This window comes from Bradyrhizobium sp. CAR08, assembly GCF_052871955.1.
Genome location: NZ_JBIXJX010000009.1, coordinates 336391 through 355619 on the forward strand (window position 1 = coordinate 336391; position 19229 = coordinate 355619).

Annotated in this window: 20 protein-coding genes and 1 pseudogene; 8 read left to right on the forward strand and 13 right to left on the reverse strand. The window is 62.7% G+C overall.

Annotated features, from left to right (window positions below):
- Positions 1–108 precede the first annotated feature (108 nt).
- The 13 genes and pseudogenes from ACIPUD_RS21185 to ACIPUD_RS21245 form a co-directional block, all read right to left on the reverse strand.
- On the reverse strand, positions 109–309 hold the full coding sequence (locus ACIPUD_RS21185; RefSeq protein WP_446481476.1) for a cold shock domain-containing protein: 201 nt from the start codon (positions 307–309) through the stop codon (positions 109–111).
- A gap of 10 nt (positions 310–319) precedes the next feature.
- Positions 320–490 (reverse strand): hypothetical protein, encoded by a 171-nt coding sequence (locus tag ACIPUD_RS21190; protein WP_446481477.1) that lies wholly within the window; start codon positions 488–490, stop codon positions 320–322.
- 133 nt (positions 491–623) lie between these two features.
- Positions 624–1787, reverse strand: a complete 1164-nt coding sequence (locus ACIPUD_RS21195) for a phage major capsid protein (RefSeq protein ID WP_446481478.1) — start codon at positions 1785–1787, stop codon at positions 624–626.
- Positions 1784–2452, reverse strand: a complete 669-nt coding sequence (locus ACIPUD_RS21200) for a hypothetical protein (RefSeq protein WP_446481479.1) — start codon at positions 2450–2452, stop codon at positions 1784–1786. The genes ACIPUD_RS21195 and ACIPUD_RS21200 overlap by 4 nt, the downstream gene beginning before the upstream one ends.
- A 24-nt stretch (positions 2453–2476) precedes the next feature.
- The gene (locus ACIPUD_RS21205; RefSeq protein ID WP_446481480.1) at positions 2477–2887 is read right to left on the reverse strand and encodes a hypothetical protein; all 411 of its coding nucleotides are present in this window, start codon (positions 2885–2887) and stop codon (positions 2477–2479) included.
- Between the two features lie 16 nt (positions 2888–2903).
- Positions 2904–3302 carry a hypothetical protein gene (locus tag ACIPUD_RS21210; protein WP_446481481.1) on the reverse strand — a complete coding sequence of 133 codons (399 nt, stop codon included), beginning with the start codon at positions 3300–3302 and terminating at the stop codon, positions 2904–2906.
- Between the two features lie 291 nt (positions 3303–3593).
- Entirely contained in the window at positions 3594–4466 is an 873-nt protein-coding gene (locus ACIPUD_RS21215; protein WP_446481482.1) for a hypothetical protein, read from the reverse strand.
- Positions 4467–4743: 277 nt separating this feature from the next.
- A complete protein-coding gene (locus ACIPUD_RS21220; protein WP_446481483.1) occupies positions 4744–4941 on the reverse strand; it encodes a helix-turn-helix transcriptional regulator in 198 nt (65 codons plus the stop codon).
- Between the two features lie 137 nt (positions 4942–5078).
- Positions 5079–6326, reverse strand: coding sequence for a tyrosine-type recombinase/integrase (locus ACIPUD_RS21225; RefSeq protein WP_446481484.1), 1248 nt, complete (start codon positions 6324–6326; stop codon positions 5079–5081).
- Positions 6327–6412: 86 nt separating this feature from the next.
- A pseudogene (locus ACIPUD_RS21230) lies at positions 6413–7066 on the reverse strand (DUF4131 domain-containing protein); the annotation flags it as partial.
- Positions 7067–7161: 95 nt separating this feature from the next.
- Positions 7162–7395, reverse strand: a complete 234-nt coding sequence (locus ACIPUD_RS21235; RefSeq protein WP_007610829.1) for a DUF2171 domain-containing protein — start codon at positions 7393–7395, stop codon at positions 7162–7164.
- A gap of 84 nt (positions 7396–7479) precedes the next feature.
- Complete coding sequence (locus ACIPUD_RS21240) at positions 7480–7866, reverse strand: nuclear transport factor 2 family protein (RefSeq protein ID WP_018458090.1); 387 nt, start codon at positions 7864–7866, stop codon at positions 7480–7482.
- A gap of 19 nt (positions 7867–7885) precedes the next feature.
- Entirely contained in the window at positions 7886–9562 is a 1677-nt protein-coding gene (locus ACIPUD_RS21245) for a glutamine--tRNA ligase/YqeY domain fusion protein (protein WP_018458091.1), read from the reverse strand.
- Positions 9563–9728: 166 nt separating this feature from the next.
- Here ACIPUD_RS21245 and gltX point away from each other — a divergent pair, with 166 nt between their 5' ends.
- From gltX to ACIPUD_RS21285, 8 genes are all read left to right on the forward strand, one after another.
- A complete protein-coding gene (gene gltX / locus ACIPUD_RS21250; protein WP_018458092.1) occupies positions 9729–11156 on the forward strand; it encodes a glutamate--tRNA ligase in 1428 nt (475 codons plus the stop codon).
- Between the two features lie 195 nt (positions 11157–11351).
- On the forward strand, positions 11352–12656 hold the full coding sequence (gltA, locus tag ACIPUD_RS21255; protein WP_018458093.1) for a citrate synthase: 1305 nt from the start codon (positions 11352–11354) through the stop codon (positions 12654–12656).
- 177 nt (positions 12657–12833) lie between these two features.
- The gene (locus ACIPUD_RS21260) at positions 12834–14012 is read left to right on the forward strand and encodes an ROK family transcriptional regulator (RefSeq protein ID WP_446481490.1); all 1179 of its coding nucleotides are present in this window, start codon (positions 12834–12836) and stop codon (positions 14010–14012) included.
- Positions 14013–14069: 57 nt separating this feature from the next.
- Positions 14070–15356: an ABC transporter substrate-binding protein gene (locus tag ACIPUD_RS21265; RefSeq protein ID WP_085353258.1), complete on the forward strand. Its 1287-nt coding sequence runs from the start codon at positions 14070–14072 to the stop codon at positions 15354–15356.
- On the forward strand, positions 15353–16276 hold the full coding sequence (locus ACIPUD_RS21270; protein WP_085362119.1) for a carbohydrate ABC transporter permease: 924 nt from the start codon (positions 15353–15355) through the stop codon (positions 16274–16276). Before ACIPUD_RS21265 ends, ACIPUD_RS21270 begins: the two co-directional genes overlap by 4 nt.
- On the forward strand, positions 16269–17126 hold the full coding sequence (locus ACIPUD_RS21275; protein WP_446481485.1) for a carbohydrate ABC transporter permease: 858 nt from the start codon (positions 16269–16271) through the stop codon (positions 17124–17126). The genes ACIPUD_RS21270 and ACIPUD_RS21275 overlap by 8 nt, the downstream gene beginning before the upstream one ends.
- Positions 17127–17136: 10 nt before the next feature.
- Positions 17137–18246, forward strand: coding sequence for an ABC transporter ATP-binding protein (locus tag ACIPUD_RS21280; RefSeq protein WP_247296567.1), 1110 nt, complete (start codon positions 17137–17139; stop codon positions 18244–18246).
- Positions 18243–19010, forward strand: a complete 768-nt coding sequence (locus tag ACIPUD_RS21285) for an SDR family NAD(P)-dependent oxidoreductase (RefSeq protein ID WP_247392795.1) — start codon at positions 18243–18245, stop codon at positions 19008–19010. Before ACIPUD_RS21280 ends, ACIPUD_RS21285 begins: the two co-directional genes overlap by 4 nt.
- Positions 19011–19229 lie beyond the last annotated feature (219 nt).

Sequence of the window (19229 nt, forward strand, 5' to 3'; positions counted from 1 at the left end):
CGCGGGTGCGTGGCGCGCGGAAGTGTTCGTTCATGATTGGAGCTTCATCAGCCGATAGCGGAGGACCAGGCCTTCGTTGCGCCCCCTGTGCCTCGCGGTCAGATCGCATCAGATGGCCCTTACGTTCCGCGCCTGCATCTTTCCGCGGCGGTCGTCGAATACACTGTCAAATGTGACCTTGTCGCCGTGGTTAAGCACGTCGCGATTGGTGATTTCCTTGGCATGCACGAAGATGTCCGCGCCACCATCCGTGGGTCGAATGAATCCGAAGCCGCGGTCATTCCAGCCTACACATACGCCCGTGAACATGGTCCCTCGCTCACTCGGCCTGTGAGTCTTCAGTCGAAGCAATCGCTCCAGCCCACTCCGCCGCGGTCGCGTCGCTGATCTCGCACGCGATCGTCTCGCCGGTAGACGCCTCGATAGAGACAATTTTGATATCCGGCGCGAGGCGCCTCACCTTCAGTTTTGGATTATCTAGCGTGCGCATATTCGAACCTTCTGTGTGAATTCATTTTGCTTGACCAGCCGGCCGTAGCCGACTGGTCATATTGGCGAGGACGGAGGACCCCACATAACAAAGGTCCATAGCTTCGCGCGGACTGGAGAACCGCGCGAATTAGTTAGAGGCCGACAAGGCCGGCCACCGGTCCAGGGTTGGTTGCGTCACCCACGTCATGAACGTTGATGTCGAAACGTTGTGTGCCCAGCGCGCCAACCTGGTCGGAATCCATATAACGATCAGTGGAGAAGCGGACCCTCACATCTCGCCGGTCGCCGAGCGTCGCTGCGAGGCTCAGGTCACCGAACGCGACCATGACCTGACCAGACAGGCTCGTAACGGCCTGTGGCATGACCTGCGTTAGCTGAACGGGAAAGCCCATGAAGGTGGGCGTCAACACTCCGTTCACGTAACGCGCGATGATGCCGCCGCCCGCCCCTGCCAACCGACAGAATGCCAATCCATATCCACGCTGGCTGACGAACCACCGCGCGCCAGGTACGGCGTTGGCAGGAACCGTACCCATCAAGCTCGAAAGATCGGTCATGGTGATCGTGGCGAAGGTGTTGGCGCTTGCGGTCACAACGCTGGCAGCGTGCGCCCCGTCGGTCAGGTAGGTGAAGAGCCCCTTGATGCCGCCGTAGGTCGATGTCCCGTTACCATAAAACCCGCAGAGATCTTCCTTGTCAGCGAACGCATAGGCGACTTCTTGCAGGAATGCGATGCCGACGTCGATCGCCGCATCTTCGACCAACTCGGCGGAGAACCTGGCCAGCACCAGAATCTTTTTGGCGACGAGTCGCACCGAATCCCAGGCCATCGTCTGCTCGGCGAGCGAAAGATTCTCGGTCGCGAAACTCGCTGTGAGCCCGGTCAGTCGCCGTGGCGCATGCTTCGTGTCGGATCGCATTCGCATTGGGCCCGCCGCCGCACGGAAAGCACCGCGCGTGTCCCTGAGCGCGATGATCGCATCGGCGATCTCGTCAGGCACCAAGGCGCCGCCGGCCGCCGTGGTTCCGGTACCCTGCGCCCGGTTAACAGTTAGACCCTGAGAGGAACACCAAGCGCGCGCCTCATCGGAGCCAATCTCCGCCTGAACCCAGCGCCCAATCCTGCGTACCCGATCCTCGGCCGAACGGCGGCCGCGCTGCCGACTGTCGACGACGGATCGCAGAAGTTTAACGGAAGACGAGAGGTCGTCGACGCTCCCCAGAAACTTCGTGAAATGATCGAGTCCCTCGCGAGAACGTCCAGACTGAGGCTGAGCGCGAAAGTGCTGCTTCATTGAGATTCATCCTTCGTGATGACGCCGGCTTCGACGCAAGCGTCGAGATAGCGGCGTGGCCAAATGTTCCAGTGTGATGGCGTGGAAGGCAGGCCGAATAGCCGGATCGTGAAGCCCTCGAGCGAGGAGTCGGCCGACGATCCGCCCACCGCTGTGCGTCCGCGAAGCGCTTCAATGTCTTCGTTCGCCTTCAAGAGCGACACAATCAGAAGCGCGCGATGACGGTGAAGGGACCGGCTGGTTTCCTTGTACTCTTCCGCCGCCTCCCGGCTGGCCGCGCTTGCCGCAAGATTCGCCTGGCCCTGCGCCAAAACGATCGCACGATCGATCACGGCGAGCTCTCGCTGGAGGCTGTTCAGCTTGACCGCAGGATCGCTTGCCTTACTTGGTGCCGGGCCGACAGCCGCGCCGTTCAGAAGCGCGAACGCCGGCGCGTCCAGATTCTTCGACTCGTCAGGCGGCTCGACGGGAAAAACCAGCGGAACACCGGCTGGGCCGACTTGCTCGATCTCGACAATCTGCCTTGCGACCTGGCGCCTGCGATCGGATAGCTCCGGAATCTTCGCATTGATTTTCGCGAACGCCTCGCGAGCTGCTGTTTCGTGCTTGGTGATGGGTGCTGCTGCTTTTGCCATGCCGCGACCATGGAGGCGCGGGCTGGCCAACTAAACAGCCCAACTTGGCCAACTCTAAGAAAAGCGTCGGCGCAGGGTCCTCACTGAGGGGATCCGACCATCGAACTCTTGGAGGATGCTGAACAGTTCGGCCGAAGAGCCCTCAGGGGCGAGACCCGCGGCGCGGTCCTGACCGTATCGCGAGGTTGCATACTCGCTCAGACGGGCCTGCAGGCCCCGCGCGCACGCACTGTAGTCGCCGCGACGCGCATCCTTTGCAGATGGAGCCGCCGCCAGCGCACGCCGACGCGAGAGGACCTGGCGTCCCTCCACCCGCCAGCGCCCGAAGCAGCCGATCGCTTGCTCTAGCGGGATACCCGACACCACGGCATCGTCCATAGCCCTCGCAAGATCGGTCAGCACGCCGCCAGCCGCAAGTGCGGCATCGCGGATCGCAAACCATTGAGCAAGAGCGACAGTGGTCATCAGCGGATCCAGCGCCTCACGCCAGGGCGGTGCCGTTGTGACGATCAAACTCGCCGCGGAATTCCACCAGCAACGCGCGCTCAGTCACCGATAGCGCCGCCGCGATCTCACGCGGCTCGGCGCCCAGTTGGATCATGGCTGCAACGAAACGACGGCTGCGCTCAATGACGCTATCGATGCTGACAAGCTGCGCCTCGATCGCCTCTGCGAGCACCGAAACACGCCGCTCCAGTGGATGGGCAACAGCGGACGGACGACGCCAACCGTTCTGCTTTGCGTGCTTCCGAATTGCAGTTTCGGAGAGACCATTTTCAACAGCAATCGCACGCACCGATTTACTTGAATGATAGTACGCTTCGCCAATACTGCTCCAGTCGATCGGCACAGCATCGCGGTCGTTATGCGTCGGTTGCATGAGTTGCTATCTCCTTAGACCCACCGTTGAGTTCGCGCGCAAACCGCGCGAACGTGATTGATATGCTTCGGTTTTTCTGAGAAAGGTTTGCACCCTGCCGATTGATGCAAACCAAGAATTGTCGAAATCGTCGGGAAAACCGCGGTTCGCAGGTGTTCTTTGTCCTATTGACCCAAAAATTGTGCGCATGGGGAAACGTGCGGTTCCGGAAAGCGATCGGTCTTGAGGACTCAAACCCCCTTGGCCGTTGCGACTGAAAAAGCGTCGTTTGTCGCAAATGAAACACCGCGATCATGCTGCACCCGCTCCGATCAAGCCGTACTCGACCATTAGGTGACGCGGAGCTCTACACGCTGGAGAACTCGGATCCGGCCCGTACACGTTGACGTGCCGGGTCCAAGCACGATTGGCTGCGAAGTTCCCAAGCACATCCCGCCAGCCTGCTTCCGATGGTTCTTCATTAGTCCGGACGATCGTGGATGATCTATCGGCGGACGGCCTGTCCGCATCCTCCAACACCCAAGAGCGCCAGCGAGCGTTCCAATCCGCGCTCAGCTCCCGTTTGTGCTGTTTGTGGTATCGGAAGCGCTCAGCCGACGTCTCCGCGGCGCTCTCCCTGCCGAGCAGCTGAACAGCCCACGCAAATGTCTCATCGTCCGGCTTCCAATCCTTCGGAATCTCAATCGCGCGTGCGCGCGTCTCACTCTCCTTCAGGAGAGTATTATTAGTTATTTCTTCTTCTCTTTGCGTCGATTTTGGATCAAGGGGTGCGTCGCGGACTGCGTCAAATACCGCGTCCGATTGCGCGTCAGCTGCGCTAACGCTCTCCCTCTGGGGCTTCTGAAAATCGTCGTAATTTCTGATCGTTATGACCGTTCCTTCCGGCGTCGCTTGCGCGTCAACAAGCGCGTCAAATTGCGCGCCGCTTGGTGCGTCGGTTTGCGCGTCGTTTGCGCGTCGGCCGGAAATGCGAAAAATGAAGCGCCGCACGCGCGGTTCAGGCCACTTCCACCGCTCCGCGAGGTAGCGGCTGGAGACCAGAACCTGCCCTCGCTTGATGTCGACCGAGCGCCTGCGCAACCGGATTTGCGTGGCCTTCCAAGCAGCGTCCGCCACCAGGCTGAGGAATGCCTCGCGCTCCGTAAACGGCTCATCGGCGAACATAGGGTCGCTCAGAATGGCTCTTGGCATCGCGATATAGCCGCGAGACGAGCTCAGCACACGACCCTCGCGTTGACGAACTCAGCGAGAAGGCGCGCCGCGGCCTCTGCATGGTCCTGAAGTGAAATTGGCGCGGACGTGAAAGCAACGTCGCCGCCTCCCGAAAGGTGGGAGACCCGAAAAACCGCTTCACCTGTGGCACGGTCGCACTGCTGATGGACGGTGACGACTCCCCGGAGCCGGCGAACATCGGATGCGAATATTGGGGTTCGACACATGGCTAGGCGCTCTTTGCCGCCCGCGCTGCGATGCGCGCCTCCTGCCACTTCTCGATCTCTGTTTCGAGCCAACCGACAGTTCGACCGCTGATCGGCACGGACAGGGGAAAGGTCCCGGCCTCCATGTCGGCATAAATGCTGCTGCGGGATTTGCCGGTTGCTTGGCGAACGTCAGGCAGACGAAGTATACGCTGAACCATTTGGGCACCGTCTATGAGGAGCCTCCGGAACACTCAAGGAGGCGACGGTCTATCCAGATATACCCACGGAACTGAGCTTCCACCCTTCATTTCGTTATCCCGGGTTTCCCACAACTTCCTTGAGCGTCCCGCCGGGCTCAACGCGGTCGCTCAACTCCATCGCAGAATGCAGCCCATTCATCCATTAGTGCGCGGCGCTTGTTGAACAGATCGGTACGCCTATATGCGTTTTCGACTTTGCCACCGACCTTGTGAGCGAGGGCCATTTCTGAGACCTCGTTGGGATAGGAAGTTTGTTCGGAGGCCCAGTCCTTAAAGGTAGAGCGAAATCCGTGCACCGTTAAGCCGGGTTGGATCGCCTTCAAGGCCTTCAGCATCTTTTCGTGTGGGAGCTTCTTTTTCGGATTTTCCCCGGAGAAGATGTATGCAGTGGTCGCGTCGAGATTGTTCAGTATCTCGATTGCGCGGTCGGTCAGCGGCACTCTCAAGTCCGCATCAGCTTTCATGCGCGCCGCCGGGATGGTCCAAACCCTCTTCTCGAAATCGACTTCCGGCCACGTTGCGGCGAAGGTGTTGTCGGATCTAACGGCGGTCAGGATCGTCCACTCGAGGGCCGCTGCGGCTGTGGTCGTTTCCTGCCTCAGCTTCATCATCAATGCTGGCACATCATCGTAGGGCATTGCCGCAAGGTGCTTAACCTTGACCACCTTCGCCGGATCTGGAAGCGCGTTTTTGATGTGCCCACGCCATCGCGCTGGGTTTTCACCGTCTCGGTAGCCGTGCGTTTTTGCCCAATTAAGAATCAGCTCGATCCTGAGACGAACGTCCACCGCAGTTTTTGTCTTCGTTTCCCAGATCGGCTTGAGCACCTTTAGTACCAAGGCGGTGTCGATCATACCAACCGGCACAGCGCCCATGACCGGCTCGGCGAACCTCTTCAGCGACCCTCGCCACAGCTTAACGTGCTTCTCCCCCTTCCAGCCGGCTTTGTGCGTGTCGATGTACTCGGCGGCGCACTGGGAGAAGGTGACACCACGGGCCTCCTCAAGCAGCCTGGCGGCCCGCAAGCCCCTCCTGGCCTCAATCGGGTCGAGGCCGGCCTTGAGGTCCTCCCTGGCCCTGTAGGCCCTCTCGCGCGCTTCCTTGGTTGTGATCAGGCCATCCCGCCTATTGGTGCTAAGCGCCCCGAGGCCCATTTCCCGGGAGATGGGCTTGCCGTTCCTGCTGACATGCCCACGCATAAACCGGAACAACCAACTTTTGGTCGCGCCACCGCCCTTTGCCGAGGCGACCTGCAAATAGAGCCCTCCCCCGTCGGCGTAGCGACCGGGTGTCTCGATTGATTCAATGAACTTCGGAGTGAGTAAGTTGAGACGCCGCACCATTTCCAGCCCACAGAAAAACCCACAAATAATTGCAGGATGTTGCCGGAAGTTGGCGGAAGGGTCTAGACGCCGAACTCACAAAAGGACTGGAAAAAAGGGGCGGATTGAACGTCTGCGGACACCAGCGGACACCATGTAAGCGGAGGCATCAGCCGTGCCTTCAGCTGAACGAAGCTACCGACCTCCGGCGCGGTGCCCTTGCGGACCGACAGGCGCACGCGCTCGAGCCTGACGTCGCTGCGCTGCGCCTCCATCGCCGTGACGCGCAGCACGAAACGATCGGTACGCTCGCGGATGTCGCGAGCCTCGACGAAGCCCGACAACGACACCGAATAGAGCGCCCTTGCCAGCACCGGGTGGGCGATGCGCGCCGTCTTCCAGGTTGCGACGGCAAAGCCGGCCGCGACCGCCGCGATCATGATGGCCGGGGCGAACAGCCGGCTCCGCCGCAACAGAGCCGCGCCAAGCAGGAGCGCGATGGCGGTCGTGGCAACGACCCACAGCACCGGCTCATGATCGGCAGAGAAATAAAGCGCGATGCCGCAGCCAAACGCGACGGGCACCCACGGCAACAGCCGCCCGGCGCCCGCCTCGGCGCGCAGCCAGGCGCGGAGGGTCTCGGCCAGCGATGTCCAGAGGTCGAGGCCTGCAGGCGCGAGGCCGCCCGCGGACGCGGCGCGGCCCGCGGGCCACGTCCCCGCGATCCCCTGCGATCGTACCGACCGGCCCGGCTCCGCCATTCCCTGCACTCGATGATACGCAACGAAGCCAGAAGCTACCGGAACGTGCAGGTGGGCGGATAGCGGTACGGATCAGGAACGAAGGGGCGCGGCCGCTACTTTTCCTCTTCCATCGTCACGGCCACATCCGCCTTGGCCGACAGCCTGACCTTGTTGCCCTCGATATCGGCGACGAGGCCCTTGTCGATGAAGTGATGATGGCCCTTGTGGCTGCCCTCGCCGCTGTCCTTCTTGGTCAGCTTGATGCGATTGCCTTCGACCTTGTCGACGGTGCCGATGTGGACGCCGTCGGCGCCGATCACTTCCATATGCTCTGCGATGTTCTGCATGGTGGGTTCCTTGTTGGACCCACCCCAACGCGCGGGGAGCACGTTCGTTCTCTCACGAGAATGACGAAGCCGTGTGCCCGCTCGTCAGATCAGCGGCGCCTGCGACGAAGCATGGTGATTGACGATCTTCCACTCGCCGTCCTCGCGCATGATGACCCAGCTCATCTTGACCGAGAAATCGGGGCGTTCGCCGGCGAGATCGAACGAGATGGTCGCGGCCATATTGATCAGATCAGGACCTGCCTGCGCCGCCGTCACCTCGGAAAACACCGCGCTCGGCTTGCGCCAGCGCGGCAGGCCGTTGAAATAGTCCGCGACGCCGGCCCTGCCCCGGTAGAGCTTTGGGTTGGAGCCGAAGAAGAAGGCATTCCTCGCATAGAGCGATGAGAGCGCGGCCGCATCGAGCGTGGCGAAGCCGGCGCGCCATTTCGCGATGATGCCGGAAACGATAGCGTCGGCTTCGTTGCTCATTGTGGTCTCGCAGCTCTTTTCAGCCTTTGGCAACTTCCTTCGCGAACGTGTCGCGCAGACCGATAGTCCTGGAAAATACCGGTCTGTCGGACGTCGAGTCCTTGTCGCGCACGAAATAGCCCTGGCGCTCGAACTGCATCGGCTCGGTCGAATTGCTTTCCGCGACCGATGCCTCGACGCGGGCATTAGCGAGAATTTCCAGTGACTGCGGATTGAGGTCGGCGGCGAAGTTCGAGGCGTCCGGGCTCGGTTTGGCAAACAGCTGATTGTAGATGCGGATTTCCGCGGGCACGGATGTCGCCGCCGGCAGCCAGTGCATGGTGGCCTTGACCTTGCGGCCATCGGGCGCGTTGCCGCCCTTGGTCGCGGGATCGTAGGTGCAGCGCAGCTCCACCACCTCGCCGGCATCGTTCTTGATCACGCCGGTGCACTTGACGAAATAGGCGTAGCGCAGCCGCACCTCGTTGCCCGGCGACAGACGGAAGAACTTTTTCGGCGGGTTCTCCATGAAGTCGTCCTGCTCGATATAGAGCTCACGACCGAACGTGATCTTGCGGGTGCCGGCGGAGGGATCATCCGGATGGTTGATCGCCTCGAGCTCCTCGGTCTGCCCCTCGGGATAATTCTCGATCACGACCTTGAGCGGCTTAAGCACCGCCATGCGCCGCTGCGACGTGCGGTTCAATTCCTCGCGGATGCAGAATTCCAGCATGCCGACGTCGACCACGCTATTGGCTTTCGCAACGCCGATGCGCTTGACGAATTCGCGAAGCGCGGCCGGCGGCACGCCGCGGCGGCGCATGCCCGCCATGGTGGGCATGCGCGGGTCGTCCCAGCCCGCGACATGGCCCTCGCGGACGAGCTGGGTCAGCACACGCTTGGACAGCAGCGTGTAGGTCAGGTTCAGCCGCGCGAATTCGTACTGGTGCGGCTTCGAGGGCACCGGCAGCTTCTCGATGAACCAGTCGTAGAGCGGCCGATGGTCCTCGAACTCCAGCGTGCAGATCGAGTGCGTGATGCCTTCGATGGCATCCGACTGGCCGTGGGCATAGTCGTAGCTTGGATAGATGCTCCACTTGGTCCCGGTGCGCGGATGGTGCGCATGCAGGATGCGGTACAGCACGGGGTCGCGCAGATTGATGTTGCCCGCACCCATGTCGATCTTGGCCCGCAGCACGCGCGCGCCGTTCGGGAATTCGCCCGCCTTCATGCGACGGAACAGGTCGAGGTTTTCATCCACGGTGCGATCGCGGAACGGCGAGTTCTTGCCGGGCTCGGTCAGCGTGCCGCGCGCGAGACGAATCTGCTCCTGGGTCTGGTCATCGACATAGGCGAGCCCGTCGCGGATCAGCTGCTCCGCCCATTCGTAGAGGCGGTCGAAATAGTCCGAAGCGAAGAACAGGTTCTTGCCCCAGTCGAAGCCGAGCCAGCGCACGTCGGCCTGGATGGAATCGATATATTCCTGCTCTTCCTTGACCGGATTGGTGTCGTCGAAGCGCAGATGGCAACGGCCCGGAAACTCTTGGGCGATGCCGAAATTGAGCGCGATCGACTTGGCGTGGCCGATATGGAGATAACCGTTCGGCTCCGGCGGGAACCGGGTCACGATCTCCTTGTATTTGGCCTGCTCGAGGTCGGCCTGGATGATGTCACGAATGAAATCGCGCCCAACCTCGTTCGCCACCGGTTCTGTCATTACGAAAATCCTGTAGGGAAATCAGCGGCCCTTCTGCCAAATTCCCTTGGCTGAGCCAAGGGCTTAAGCAAGGTCTCAAGCAACCCCTGGCGGTCCGCTGCCGGGCTTTAGTTATGCTCCGGTCCTGTTATATACCACCGCCTCCAATGCATAGGCCCTGCCAAGAATGACCTCTCCCGTCGTCACCCGTTTCGCTCCTTCGCCGACCGGCTTCCTCCATATCGGGGGCGCGCGCACGGCGCTGTTCAACTGGCTCTATGCGAAGAAGCACGGCGGCAAGATGCTGCTCCGGATCGAGGACACCGACCGGGAGCGCTCCACCGAGGCCGCGATCGGCGCCATCCTCGACGGCCTGAAATGGCTGGAGCTCGGCTGGGATGGCGACGTCATCTACCAGTTCAGCCGCGCCGCCCGCCACCGCGAGGTCGCCGAGCAGCTGCTCGCCGACGGCAAGGCCTATCGCTGCTACGCCACCGCCGAGGAGCTCACCGCGATGCGCGAGAAGGCGCGCGCAGAGGGGCGCACGCGCCTCTATGACGGCCTGTGGCGCGACCGCGATCCGGCGACGGCCCCGACCGACGTAAAGCCCACCATCCGGCTCCGTGCGCCCCAGACCGGCGAGACCGTGATCGAGGACCAGGTCCAGGGCCGCGTGGTCTGGCAGAACGAGAATCTGGATGACCTCGTCCTGCTGCGCGGCGATGGCAACCCGACCTACATGCTCGCTGTCGTGGTCGACGACCACGACATGGGCGTCACCCACGTCATCCGCGGCGACGACCATTTGATCAACGCGGCCCGCCAAAAGCAGATCTACGACGCGATGGGCTGGACGCTGCCGAGCATGTCCCACATCCCCCTGATCCATGGCCCGGACGGCTCAAAGCTCTCCAAGAGGCACGGCGCGCTTGGCGTCGATGCCTACCGCGCCATGGGGTACCTCCCGTCCGCGCTCCGCAACTATCTCGTCCGGCTCGGCTGGAGCCATGGCGACCAGGAAATCTTCTCGACGGAGGAGATGATCGCGGCGTTCGATCTTGCCAGCGTCGGCCGCGCAGCAGCGCGCTTCGATTTTGCCAAGCTGGAAAACCTCAACGGCCACTACATCCGCAATGCCGACGATCAATCACTCGTGAAGATGTTCGAGGACGTGCTCGACCACGTCGTGCCCAGCCGCGACGAGCTTAAGGCCAAGTTAAACGACACCACGCGCGCGCAGCTCCTGAAGGCCATGCCGGCCCTGAAGGAGCGCGCCAAGACGCTGATCGAGCTGATCGACAGCGCCTATTTCATTTTCGCGGACCGGCCGCTGGAGCTTGACCCGAAGGCGGCGGCGCTGCTGACGCCTGAGAACCGCAAGCTGATCGGCCAGCTTCATTCCGCGCTGGAGAAAGTCGAGACGTGGAGCGCGGCCAATGCGGAAGCCGCGCTGCGCGCCTTTGCCGAGGAAAATAGTCTCAAGCTCGGCGCGGTCGCCCAGCCGCTGCGGGCCGCGCTGACGGGACGGACGACGTCGCCCGGCATATTCGAGGTTTTGGACGTCTTGGGACGCCAGGAAAGCCTGGGCCGGCTTAAAGATCAGGCCACGGAATAGGCCTAGGACCGCGCTAAGGACCGGGCCCAAGGACCAGGCTACGACGTAAGTCGACCATGCGTGGCGCCATCTTGCAGCGCACACAGCAATAATATACCCATCTCAGCCGTACCTTCTGGAACATCCGGCCTGCCCCGCGATATCTCATCGGGGCCTCCGGGTCCGGCCCGTTTCACCATACATCGGGGACCTCTGATGGACGCAAAACCAAGCAATAAGACCGCCACACTGACGGTCGGAAACAAGAATTTCGATCTTCCGATCCACAGCGGCAGCGTCGGGCCCGACGTCATCGATATCGGCAAGCTCTACGGCCAGTCCGGCCTGTTCACCTACGACCCGGGCTTCACCTCGACCGCGAGCTGCCAGTCCAAGATCACCTATATCGACGGTGACGCGGGCGTGCTGGAATACCGCGGCTATCCGATCGAACAGCTCGCCGAGAATGGCGACTTCCTCGAGACCTGCTATCTGCTGCTGTTCGGGGAGCTTCCGACCGCCGCGCAGAAGAAGGATTTCGACGACCGCGTGATCCATCACACGATGGTGCACGAGCAGATGGCCCGCTTCTTCCAGGGCTTCCGCCGCGACGCCCATCCGATGGCGATCATGGTAGCGGCTGTCGGCGCGCTCGCCGCGTTCTATCACGACTCAACCGACATCAACGATCCGAAGCAGCGCATGATCGCCTCCATGCGCATGATCGCCAAGATCCCGACGTTGGCTGCGATGGCCTACAAATACACGGTCGGCCAGCCCTTCGTGTATCCGAAAAACTCGCTGAAGTTCGCCGAGAACTTCCTGCACATGTGCTTTGCCGTGCCGTGCGAGGACTACAAGATCAACCCGGTGCTGGCTGACGCGCTGGACAAGATCTTCATCCTGCACGCCGACCACGAGCAGAACGCCTCGACCTCGACCGTGCGTATCGCCGGCTCCTCCGGCGCCAACCCGTTCGCCTGCATCGCGGCCGGCATCGCCTGCCTGTGGGGCCCGGCCCATGGCGGCGCCAACGAAGCAGCGCTCGCGATGCTCGCCGAGATCGGCTCGGTCGACAAGATCCCCGAGTTCATCGCCAAGGTGAAGGACAAGAACTCTGAAGTCCGCCTGATGGGCTTCGGTCACCGCGTCTACAAGAACTACGATCCGCGCGCCAAGATCATGCAGAAGATGTGTCACGCCGTGCTCAAGGAGACCGGCCATGGCGACGATCCGATGCTGAAGGTGGCGCTCGAGCTCGAGAAGATCGCGCTCAGCGACCAGTACTTCATCGACCGCAAGCTCTACCCGAACGTCGACTTCTATTCAGGCATCACGCTGAAGGCGATGGGCTTCCCGGTCTCGATGTTCACCGTGCTGTTCGCGGTCGCCCGCACCGTCGGCTGGATCAGCCAGTGGAGCGAAATGATCGAGGATCCGCAGCAGAAGATCGGCCGTCCGCGCCAGCTCTACACCGGCGTCACCCGCCGCGACTACGTCGCGATCAACAACCGGAAGTAAGCTCGAGCCCATCACGGCTTTCGAAGCGGCGCCATCACAAGATGGCGCCGCTTTTGTTTGCGCTGAGACAATCTTGCTGCCGCGCACAACAACAAGTCAGCGCAATGCCTCGGCCGACGCTTGACGTTGAGACGCTTCGCGCGCAAATTCTTACTCTAAGTAAGAATGACGACAGGGATGGAAATGCCGGAGCAGCCGAGAAGTCGGCGGCAGACGCGTGCTGCCATTTTGATTCATCTGCTTCAGTCAGGCGCGTCGTTTCGCCCGCCGCTGGCCAAGGCCGTGCGCCTGTCGGAAGCGAGCCTGTCGCGCATCCTGTTCGATCTGAAGGCCGAAGGCCTGATCGAGGAAGTGCGGCGCCCTGCCCCTTATGTCGGTGGCCCGACGGGCCTCGTGTCACTCGATAAAGCGGTGGCGCTCGCGGCGTTCGAGCTGACCACTCAGCGGCTCAGCGTCGGGGTCGGGGGCCTGTCGGGCGAACTGCACTACACCGGGCATGTGCCGCTGCCGAAGACGCCGACCGTCGCGACGGTCGGCCGGGCGTTTCGCGAAGCGATGACATTGCTGCGCGAGTGGACGCGGCGTCGACGTATCCCCCTCGCACAGATCGGCGTCTCGATCCCGGGTCTCGGCCGGCTGGGCGCGTCAGGCAATCCGATCATTCCCTGCGATGTCGGGCGGATCAGCGAGATGTTCGGCGAGACGCTTCCCGGCGTGCGGGTCGAGTTCACCAATTCGGTCGTCGCGCACGCCATCTTTCACCGTTGCCGCACGGAGCATTATCCATTCAGCGGCGCGCATCTCTTCGTCTTCGTCGGTCAGGGCGTCGCGGGCACCTGGATGGATGACGCGGTCGAGGACGATGTCCTCCAGCCGGTCGAGCTCGGCCACATGGTGTTCGGAGCCGACGGACCAATTTGCCGCTGCGGTCATCATGGCTGCGTCGAGGCTTATACGTCGCTTCCCGCTTTGGCCGAGCTTCTTGGCGTCGCGGAAGCCGAGTTGCTTGAGCTCGGCAGCGAGTGGGTGACCGCGATGCCGCTCTCGTCGCGCGTGCGGCAGGAATTGCGCCGGCGGCTGTTCCGGCTTGGCCTTGCGATCGGCAATACGCTGAACGTGAAGCCATGCAAGGGCGTCGCGATCAGCGGCTGGCCGTCGCTCCTCACCCAGGACGATCGCAACGCGCTCGTCGAGGGGATCGACGCCAGCCTGTTGGGCGGCCGCAAACACGCGCAAGTGTCGCTCGCTTTCGTGCCGCCGTCGAACGGCAACGATCCGCGGGCGGCGCTGGCATTCGCGTCTTTCTGCCTCGCTTGCCGCGGCGGCATGCCGGCCGCATCGGCCGAGGCCGCCTGACGTACCTGATGCCGCGCGGCTCTCGCGCGAAAGAGTTCACACCGGGAGGAAATTGCCATGCCGATCACGACAACAAGGCGCCAACTGCTCGCCGGATCTGCGGCCGCGCTCGCGCTGCCGGCATTCGCCCGCGCGCAAGGCGCGATCAAGCCGCGTCTGACTGCGATCTCGCAATGGTCCGCAGGTAGCGATGGGGCGGCCATCACGGCACTCGGCAAGAAATTCGAGGAGAAAGGCGGGGTTTGGCAGCACTCGCCCGTCCCCGGCTTCACCACCGAGATGATGAACAAGCTGCGTGCCCAGATCATGGCCGGCGATCCGCCGGCCTGCTCGCAGCTCAAAGGTCCCGAGATCGCGGCCTGGTCCAAGATTGCCCCAACCGTCGATCTCGATGCCGTCGTCGCTGCCGCCGGCTACGAAAAGGTTGTCGCTCCGGATCTTGCAAAATTGCACAAGCCGGGGGGCAAGTGGATTGCACTGCCGTTGCAGATCTACAGCACCAACATGCTGTTTCTCTCCAAACGCGCGATGGACAAGGCCAAGGCCGACAAGGTCCCCGTCACATGGGCTGAGTTCAACGACCTCGCCGAGAAGATGAAAGCAGGCGGCGTCCCCTATCCCATCGCCAACGGTGGCACCCGCCCGGACGACGGCCAGAAATTCGAGGCCGCTTTGGCGGGCATCAGCCCCACCGCTTACCGCGCAGCCATCATGAATCTCGACAAGAAGGCCCTGGAGGGCCCCGAGATAAAGGCTGCCTTCGTACAGGTGCGCAAGATTGCCGACTGGATGGACCCCAACGTCGGCGCCCAGCACTTTTCGACCAACTTGAAGCGCTTTGTCGACGGCGACATGGGGATGATGATCATGGGCGGGTGGGCGCAGGGCGTCTTGCGCAACGCCGGCTTCAAGTTCGAGGACTTCATCATCGCCCCGGGCCCGAGCGACAATAGCAAGCCGGTCTTCCTGTTGAATGCCGATGCCTTCATATTCTGGCAGCGCAAGGAGCCCGACCTGCAGGCCGGCCAGACGCTGATGGCCCAGCTCGTCATGGATCCGGCGATCCAGACTATGTATTCGCAGATCACGGGATCGATCCCCGTGCGCACCGATGTCGATCTCTCCGGCGAAGGCTGGTCGGACGGGCAACGGCGGACCGCAGCAGCCCTGAAAGACGCGATTGCCAGCAATCAGGCCGTCCTCAGCCTTGCGCACAACATGGCGCAGGAAAACGGCATGACCGCAGCGATGATCGACGTGATCACGGAGTACGTGAAGAACAAGACGATCAAGCCGGAGCAAGCGGCCATACGCCTCGCCGAAGCCGTCGAGAGCTCACGTTGACGATCGCCGTCTCGACAACACCGGGCCGGCCGGCGGCCTCTGGCTGGGTGCGCCGGCTGCCTGAATATCTGACGATCTGGGTGCCGCTGCTGTTGTCCGCCGCGCATCTCATTGCGTTTACGCTGTGGACGATCTGGATATCGTTCACGCCGTCCACTCTGGTCCCGGTCTCGGGCTGGGTCGGCTTGCGCAACTATTCTGCGGTCGCCGCATCGCGGAACTGGCAGATTGCCTTGGACAATCTGCTGCTGTTTGGCAGCGCCTTCGTGTTGCTGAGCCTGGCGACCGGTCTCATCCTTGCGATCCTGCTCGATCAGCGCATTCGCGGCGAGAACCTGCTGCGGTCCATCTTCCTCTATCCTCTGGCGGTGTCATTCGTGGTCACCGGCACGGTCTGGAGTTGGCTGCTCAATCCCGGCCTCGGGATCCAGAAGCTGGTCCGCGACCTCGGCTGGACCTCCTTCCGGTTCGACTGGCTGATCGACCGCGACATGGCCATTTGGACCATTGTCATCGCTGCGATCTGGCAATCGTCCGGTTTCGCCATGGCGCTGTTCCTCGCCGGCCTCCGCTCCGTCGACGCCGACCTGATCAAGGCCGCGCAGATCGACGGCGCCGGACCGATCCGAATGTACCGGCGTGTCATCCTGCCGACCCTTTGGCCGATCACCATCACCGTCATCGTCATCCAGCTGCAGTTCGCGATTTCGACCTTCGACCTCGTCCGCGCGCTCACCAATGGCGGACCCGGGATCGCCACCCAGCTGCCGGCCCTCGTCGTCTATGACCTGATGTTCCAGCGCAGCCTGCTCGGACGCGGAGCGGCGGCGGCAGTGCTCATGTTGCTCATTCTTCTTGCGGTTTTGCTGCCCTATGCAGCGTGGCGTTATGTCCAGCGGCGGCGGGCGATCCATGCGTGAGCGAACCATCGCGCCAAGCCGGATTCTGATCTATCTCGTCGTCTCGCTGATCGCTGCAGCATGGCTCGCGCCATTGGTTGTTGTCGTGCTGAACTCGCTCCGCACCAACGAGGAGATCGCGCAGGCGTCGATGATCGGCTGGCCGAAGCAATGGGCATGGAGCAACTACGCCGCGGCCTGGAGCGGTTTCTGCGTCGCCGAGACCTGCGCCGGCATCCGGCCGTACATGCTGAACTCCGCGCTCGTCACGATTCCCGCGACGATTTTCTCGACCCTGCTCGGTGCTGTCGCCGGTTACGCTGTGTCGCTCTGGCGTTTTCGCGGCGATAACTGGATCTACGGCATCGTGACCCTCGGCCTCTTCCTTCCCCAGCAGATGCGCTTGCTTCCCTGGACCATCGTGTTGCGCGATACGGGCCTGATGAACACGCTAACGGGCCTGGTCGTGATCCACACGATCCAGGGACTCTCCTTTACCCTCTTGTTCTGCCGAAACTACTACGCTGCCATCCCGCAGGATTTGATAAGAGCTGCGCGCATCGATGGCGCAGGGTTCTTTCGTATTTTCTGGCGCATCATCCTGCCGCTCTCGCCGCCTATTCTGGTCGTCACCGTGATCTGGCAGTTCACGCATATCTGGAACGAATTTCTCTACGGCGTGACATTCACGACTGGTCAGCAACAGCCCGTCACCGCCGCGCTGATCGCGCTATCCGCAGCAGTCGCGGACATCCCGCAGCATGGCGTGCAGAGCGCGGCGGTGATGATCGCCGCCCTGCCGACCCTGCTGATCTATCTGATCGGCGGCAAGTATTTCGTGCGCGGCCTCACCGCCGGGGCCGTGAAATGATCGGATTGTCATGGCAGCCCTAAGCATTCGCTCCTTGTCCAAGCGCTACGCCAATCTGGAGGTGCTGAAGGGCATCGATCTCGACATCGAGAGCGGCGAATTCACCGTGCTCGTTGGCCCATCCGGCTGCGGCAAGTCCACGCTGCTCAACATCATCGCCGGGCTCGACCTCCCGAGCGCAGGCACCGTGGAAATCGGCGGACGTATCGTCAACGACATTCCGCCGAAGGACCGCGACATCGCGATGGTGTTCCAGTCCTACGCGCTCTATCCGTCGATGACGGTGCGCCAGAACATCACCTTCGGCATGGAATGCCGTCACGTCCCGAAGGCCGAGCAGGAAAAGGCGCTGGCGAATGTGGCCAGGCTGCTCCAGATCGAGCCGCTGCTCGGCCGCAAGCCCTCGCAGCTCTCCGGCGGCCAGCGCCAGCGTGTGGCGATGGGCCGGGCGCTGGTGCGCGATCCCCTGCTCTTCCTGTTCGACGAGCCGCTCTCCAATCTCGACGCCAAGCTGCGCGTCGAGATGCGGATGGAGATCAAGCGGCTGCACCAGCGCATCGGCGCCACCATCGTCTATGTCACACACGATCAGATCGAGGCGATGACGATGGCGACGCGCATTGCCGTGATGCATCGCGGCGTGGTGCAGCAGTTTGCCGACCCGGATACCGTGTATCGCTATCCCGCCAATCTGTTCGTGGCCCGCTTCATGGGCTCGCCGCCGATGAACACGATGCCGGCACGGCTCGACGCTGATGCCAGCGGCCCGGTGGTCGTGATCGGCGCGGGACGGCCGGACGAGGTCCGCCTCCGCCTTGGCCAATACGACGCGGCGGCCCCCTTTGTCGGCCGTGACGTGGTGGTCGGGATCAGGCCGGAATGCATCGCCGAGGGCAGCCGCGTGTTCTCCGCCGATCCGCCCGTCGTCGTCAACGCGCCGGTGGAGATGGTCGAGCCGACGGGAGCCGAAACGATCGTGCTGCTGCGGCTTGGGGGCGAGCCTGCGCTGGCGCGCATCACGCCGGACATCCGCCCCACACCGGGCGCCGCCGCCCCGTTCGCGCTCGACACGCGTCGCATCTGCCTGTTCGACCCCGAGACCGAGCGACTGATCGCATGACAAGAACGAGCTATGCCGGCCTTAGGGACCGCGTGGTGTTGATCACCGGTGGCGCCAGCGGCATCGGTGCCGCCTTCGTGCGGGCGTTCGCGGCGCAAGGGGCGCGCGTCGCGTTCCTGGATCTCGATGAAGCAGCCGGCCGGACGCTGGTCGCGGAAGTGAAGGCCGCGGCCGGGACCGTACCCTTGTTCGTGCCGTGCGATCTCCTCGACATCGACGCCTTGCGCGGCGCCATGGCGCAGGTCCGGGGATCGCTTGGCGATGCCGCGGTCCTCGTCAACAACGCCGCCAATGATCAGCGTCAGGTGCTGGCCGAGGTGACGCCGGCCGAATTCGACTGGATGATCGGCGTCAACCTCAAGCACGTCTTCTTTGCCGCGCAAGCGGTGGTGCCGCAGATGCAGGCGCGCGGCAGCGGTTCGATCATCAACATGTCGTCGATTGCCTGGATGCGGGGCGCGCCGGGGCTGCCTGTCTACGCCGCGGCAAAGGCCGCGATCGTCGGCTTCACCAACTCCCTGGCCCGGTCGCTCGGGCCCGACCGCATCCGCGTCAACGCGATAGCGCCGGGGATGGTGATCACGGAGCGTCAGCGCCGGCTGTGGTACCCGGACGACCAGGTGATCGCCGAGCTGCGCACGCGTCAGGCCATTCCCGACGCGGTGACGCCCGACGACATCGCCAACATGGCGCTTTTCCTCGCCTCGGACGACAGCCAGCGCATCACGCGGCAGTGTTTTCAGGTCGACGCTGGTCTCGGCTAGAGCGTGTACTCACAAACCCGAGCTGCCTCGTAGAGGTCCGCTCCGTATCTGATAGCAGTCGCGTTGGCGTAACTCTCCCTGGGTCCGAGTTGGGCCGATTTTGTTGCAAAAGTTGGCTGCAATGGATTTGGCCGCTGGGCCTTTTGTTGAGCCGCGCTTTGAAGCGCTGGCCCTGACGCATTTTTACGCAACTTTGACGCTACGCTACGCGATGCGCAG

What these genes read in the sequence shown, in the direction of transcription:
- ACIPUD_RS21185 (WP_446481476.1), bottom strand. Translation starts at nt 309, where the DNA reads ATGTTCACGGGCGTATGTGTAGGCTGGAATGACCGCGGCTTCGGATTC.
- ACIPUD_RS21190 (WP_446481477.1), bottom strand. Translation starts at nt 490, where the DNA reads ATGCGCACGCTAGATAATCCAAAACTGAAGGTGAGGCGCCTCGCGCCG.
- ACIPUD_RS21195 (WP_446481478.1), bottom strand. Translation starts at nt 1,787, where the DNA reads ATGAAGCAGCACTTTCGCGCTCAGCCTCAGTCTGGACGTTCTCGCGAG.
- ACIPUD_RS21205 (WP_446481480.1), bottom strand. Translation starts at nt 2,887, where the DNA reads ATGACCACTGTCGCTCTTGCTCAATGGTTTGCGATCCGCGATGCCGCA.
- ACIPUD_RS21210 (WP_446481481.1), bottom strand. Translation starts at nt 3,302, where the DNA reads ATGCAACCGACGCATAACGACCGCGATGCTGTGCCGATCGACTGGAGC.
- ACIPUD_RS21215 (WP_446481482.1), bottom strand. Translation starts at nt 4,466, where the DNA reads ATGTTCGCCGATGAGCCGTTTACGGAGCGCGAGGCATTCCTCAGCCTG.
- ACIPUD_RS21220 (WP_446481483.1), bottom strand. Translation starts at nt 4,941, where the DNA reads ATGGTTCAGCGTATACTTCGTCTGCCTGACGTTCGCCAAGCAACCGGC.
- ACIPUD_RS21225 (WP_446481484.1), bottom strand. Translation starts at nt 6,326, where the DNA reads ATGGTGCGGCGTCTCAACTTACTCACTCCGAAGTTCATTGAATCAATC.
- ACIPUD_RS21235 (WP_007610829.1), bottom strand. Translation starts at nt 7,395, where the DNA reads ATGCAGAACATCGCAGAGCATATGGAAGTGATCGGCGCCGACGGCGTC.
- ACIPUD_RS21240 (WP_018458090.1), bottom strand. Translation starts at nt 7,866, where the DNA reads ATGAGCAACGAAGCCGACGCTATCGTTTCCGGCATCATCGCGAAATGG.
- ACIPUD_RS21245 (WP_018458091.1), bottom strand. Translation starts at nt 9,562, where the DNA reads ATGACAGAACCGGTGGCGAACGAGGTTGGGCGCGATTTCATTCGTGAC.
- gltX (WP_018458092.1), top strand. Translation starts at nt 9,729, where the DNA reads ATGACCTCTCCCGTCGTCACCCGTTTCGCTCCTTCGCCGACCGGCTTC.
- gltA (WP_018458093.1), top strand. Translation starts at nt 11,352, where the DNA reads ATGGACGCAAAACCAAGCAATAAGACCGCCACACTGACGGTCGGAAAC.
- ACIPUD_RS21260 (WP_446481490.1), top strand. Translation starts at nt 12,834, where the DNA reads ATGGAAATGCCGGAGCAGCCGAGAAGTCGGCGGCAGACGCGTGCTGCC.
- ACIPUD_RS21265 (WP_085353258.1), top strand. Translation starts at nt 14,070, where the DNA reads ATGCCGATCACGACAACAAGGCGCCAACTGCTCGCCGGATCTGCGGCC.
- ACIPUD_RS21275 (WP_446481485.1), top strand. Translation starts at nt 16,269, where the DNA reads ATGCGTGAGCGAACCATCGCGCCAAGCCGGATTCTGATCTATCTCGTC.
- ACIPUD_RS21280 (WP_247296567.1), top strand. Translation starts at nt 17,137, where the DNA reads ATGGCAGCCCTAAGCATTCGCTCCTTGTCCAAGCGCTACGCCAATCTG.
- ACIPUD_RS21285 (WP_247392795.1), top strand. Translation starts at nt 18,243, where the DNA reads ATGACAAGAACGAGCTATGCCGGCCTTAGGGACCGCGTGGTGTTGATC.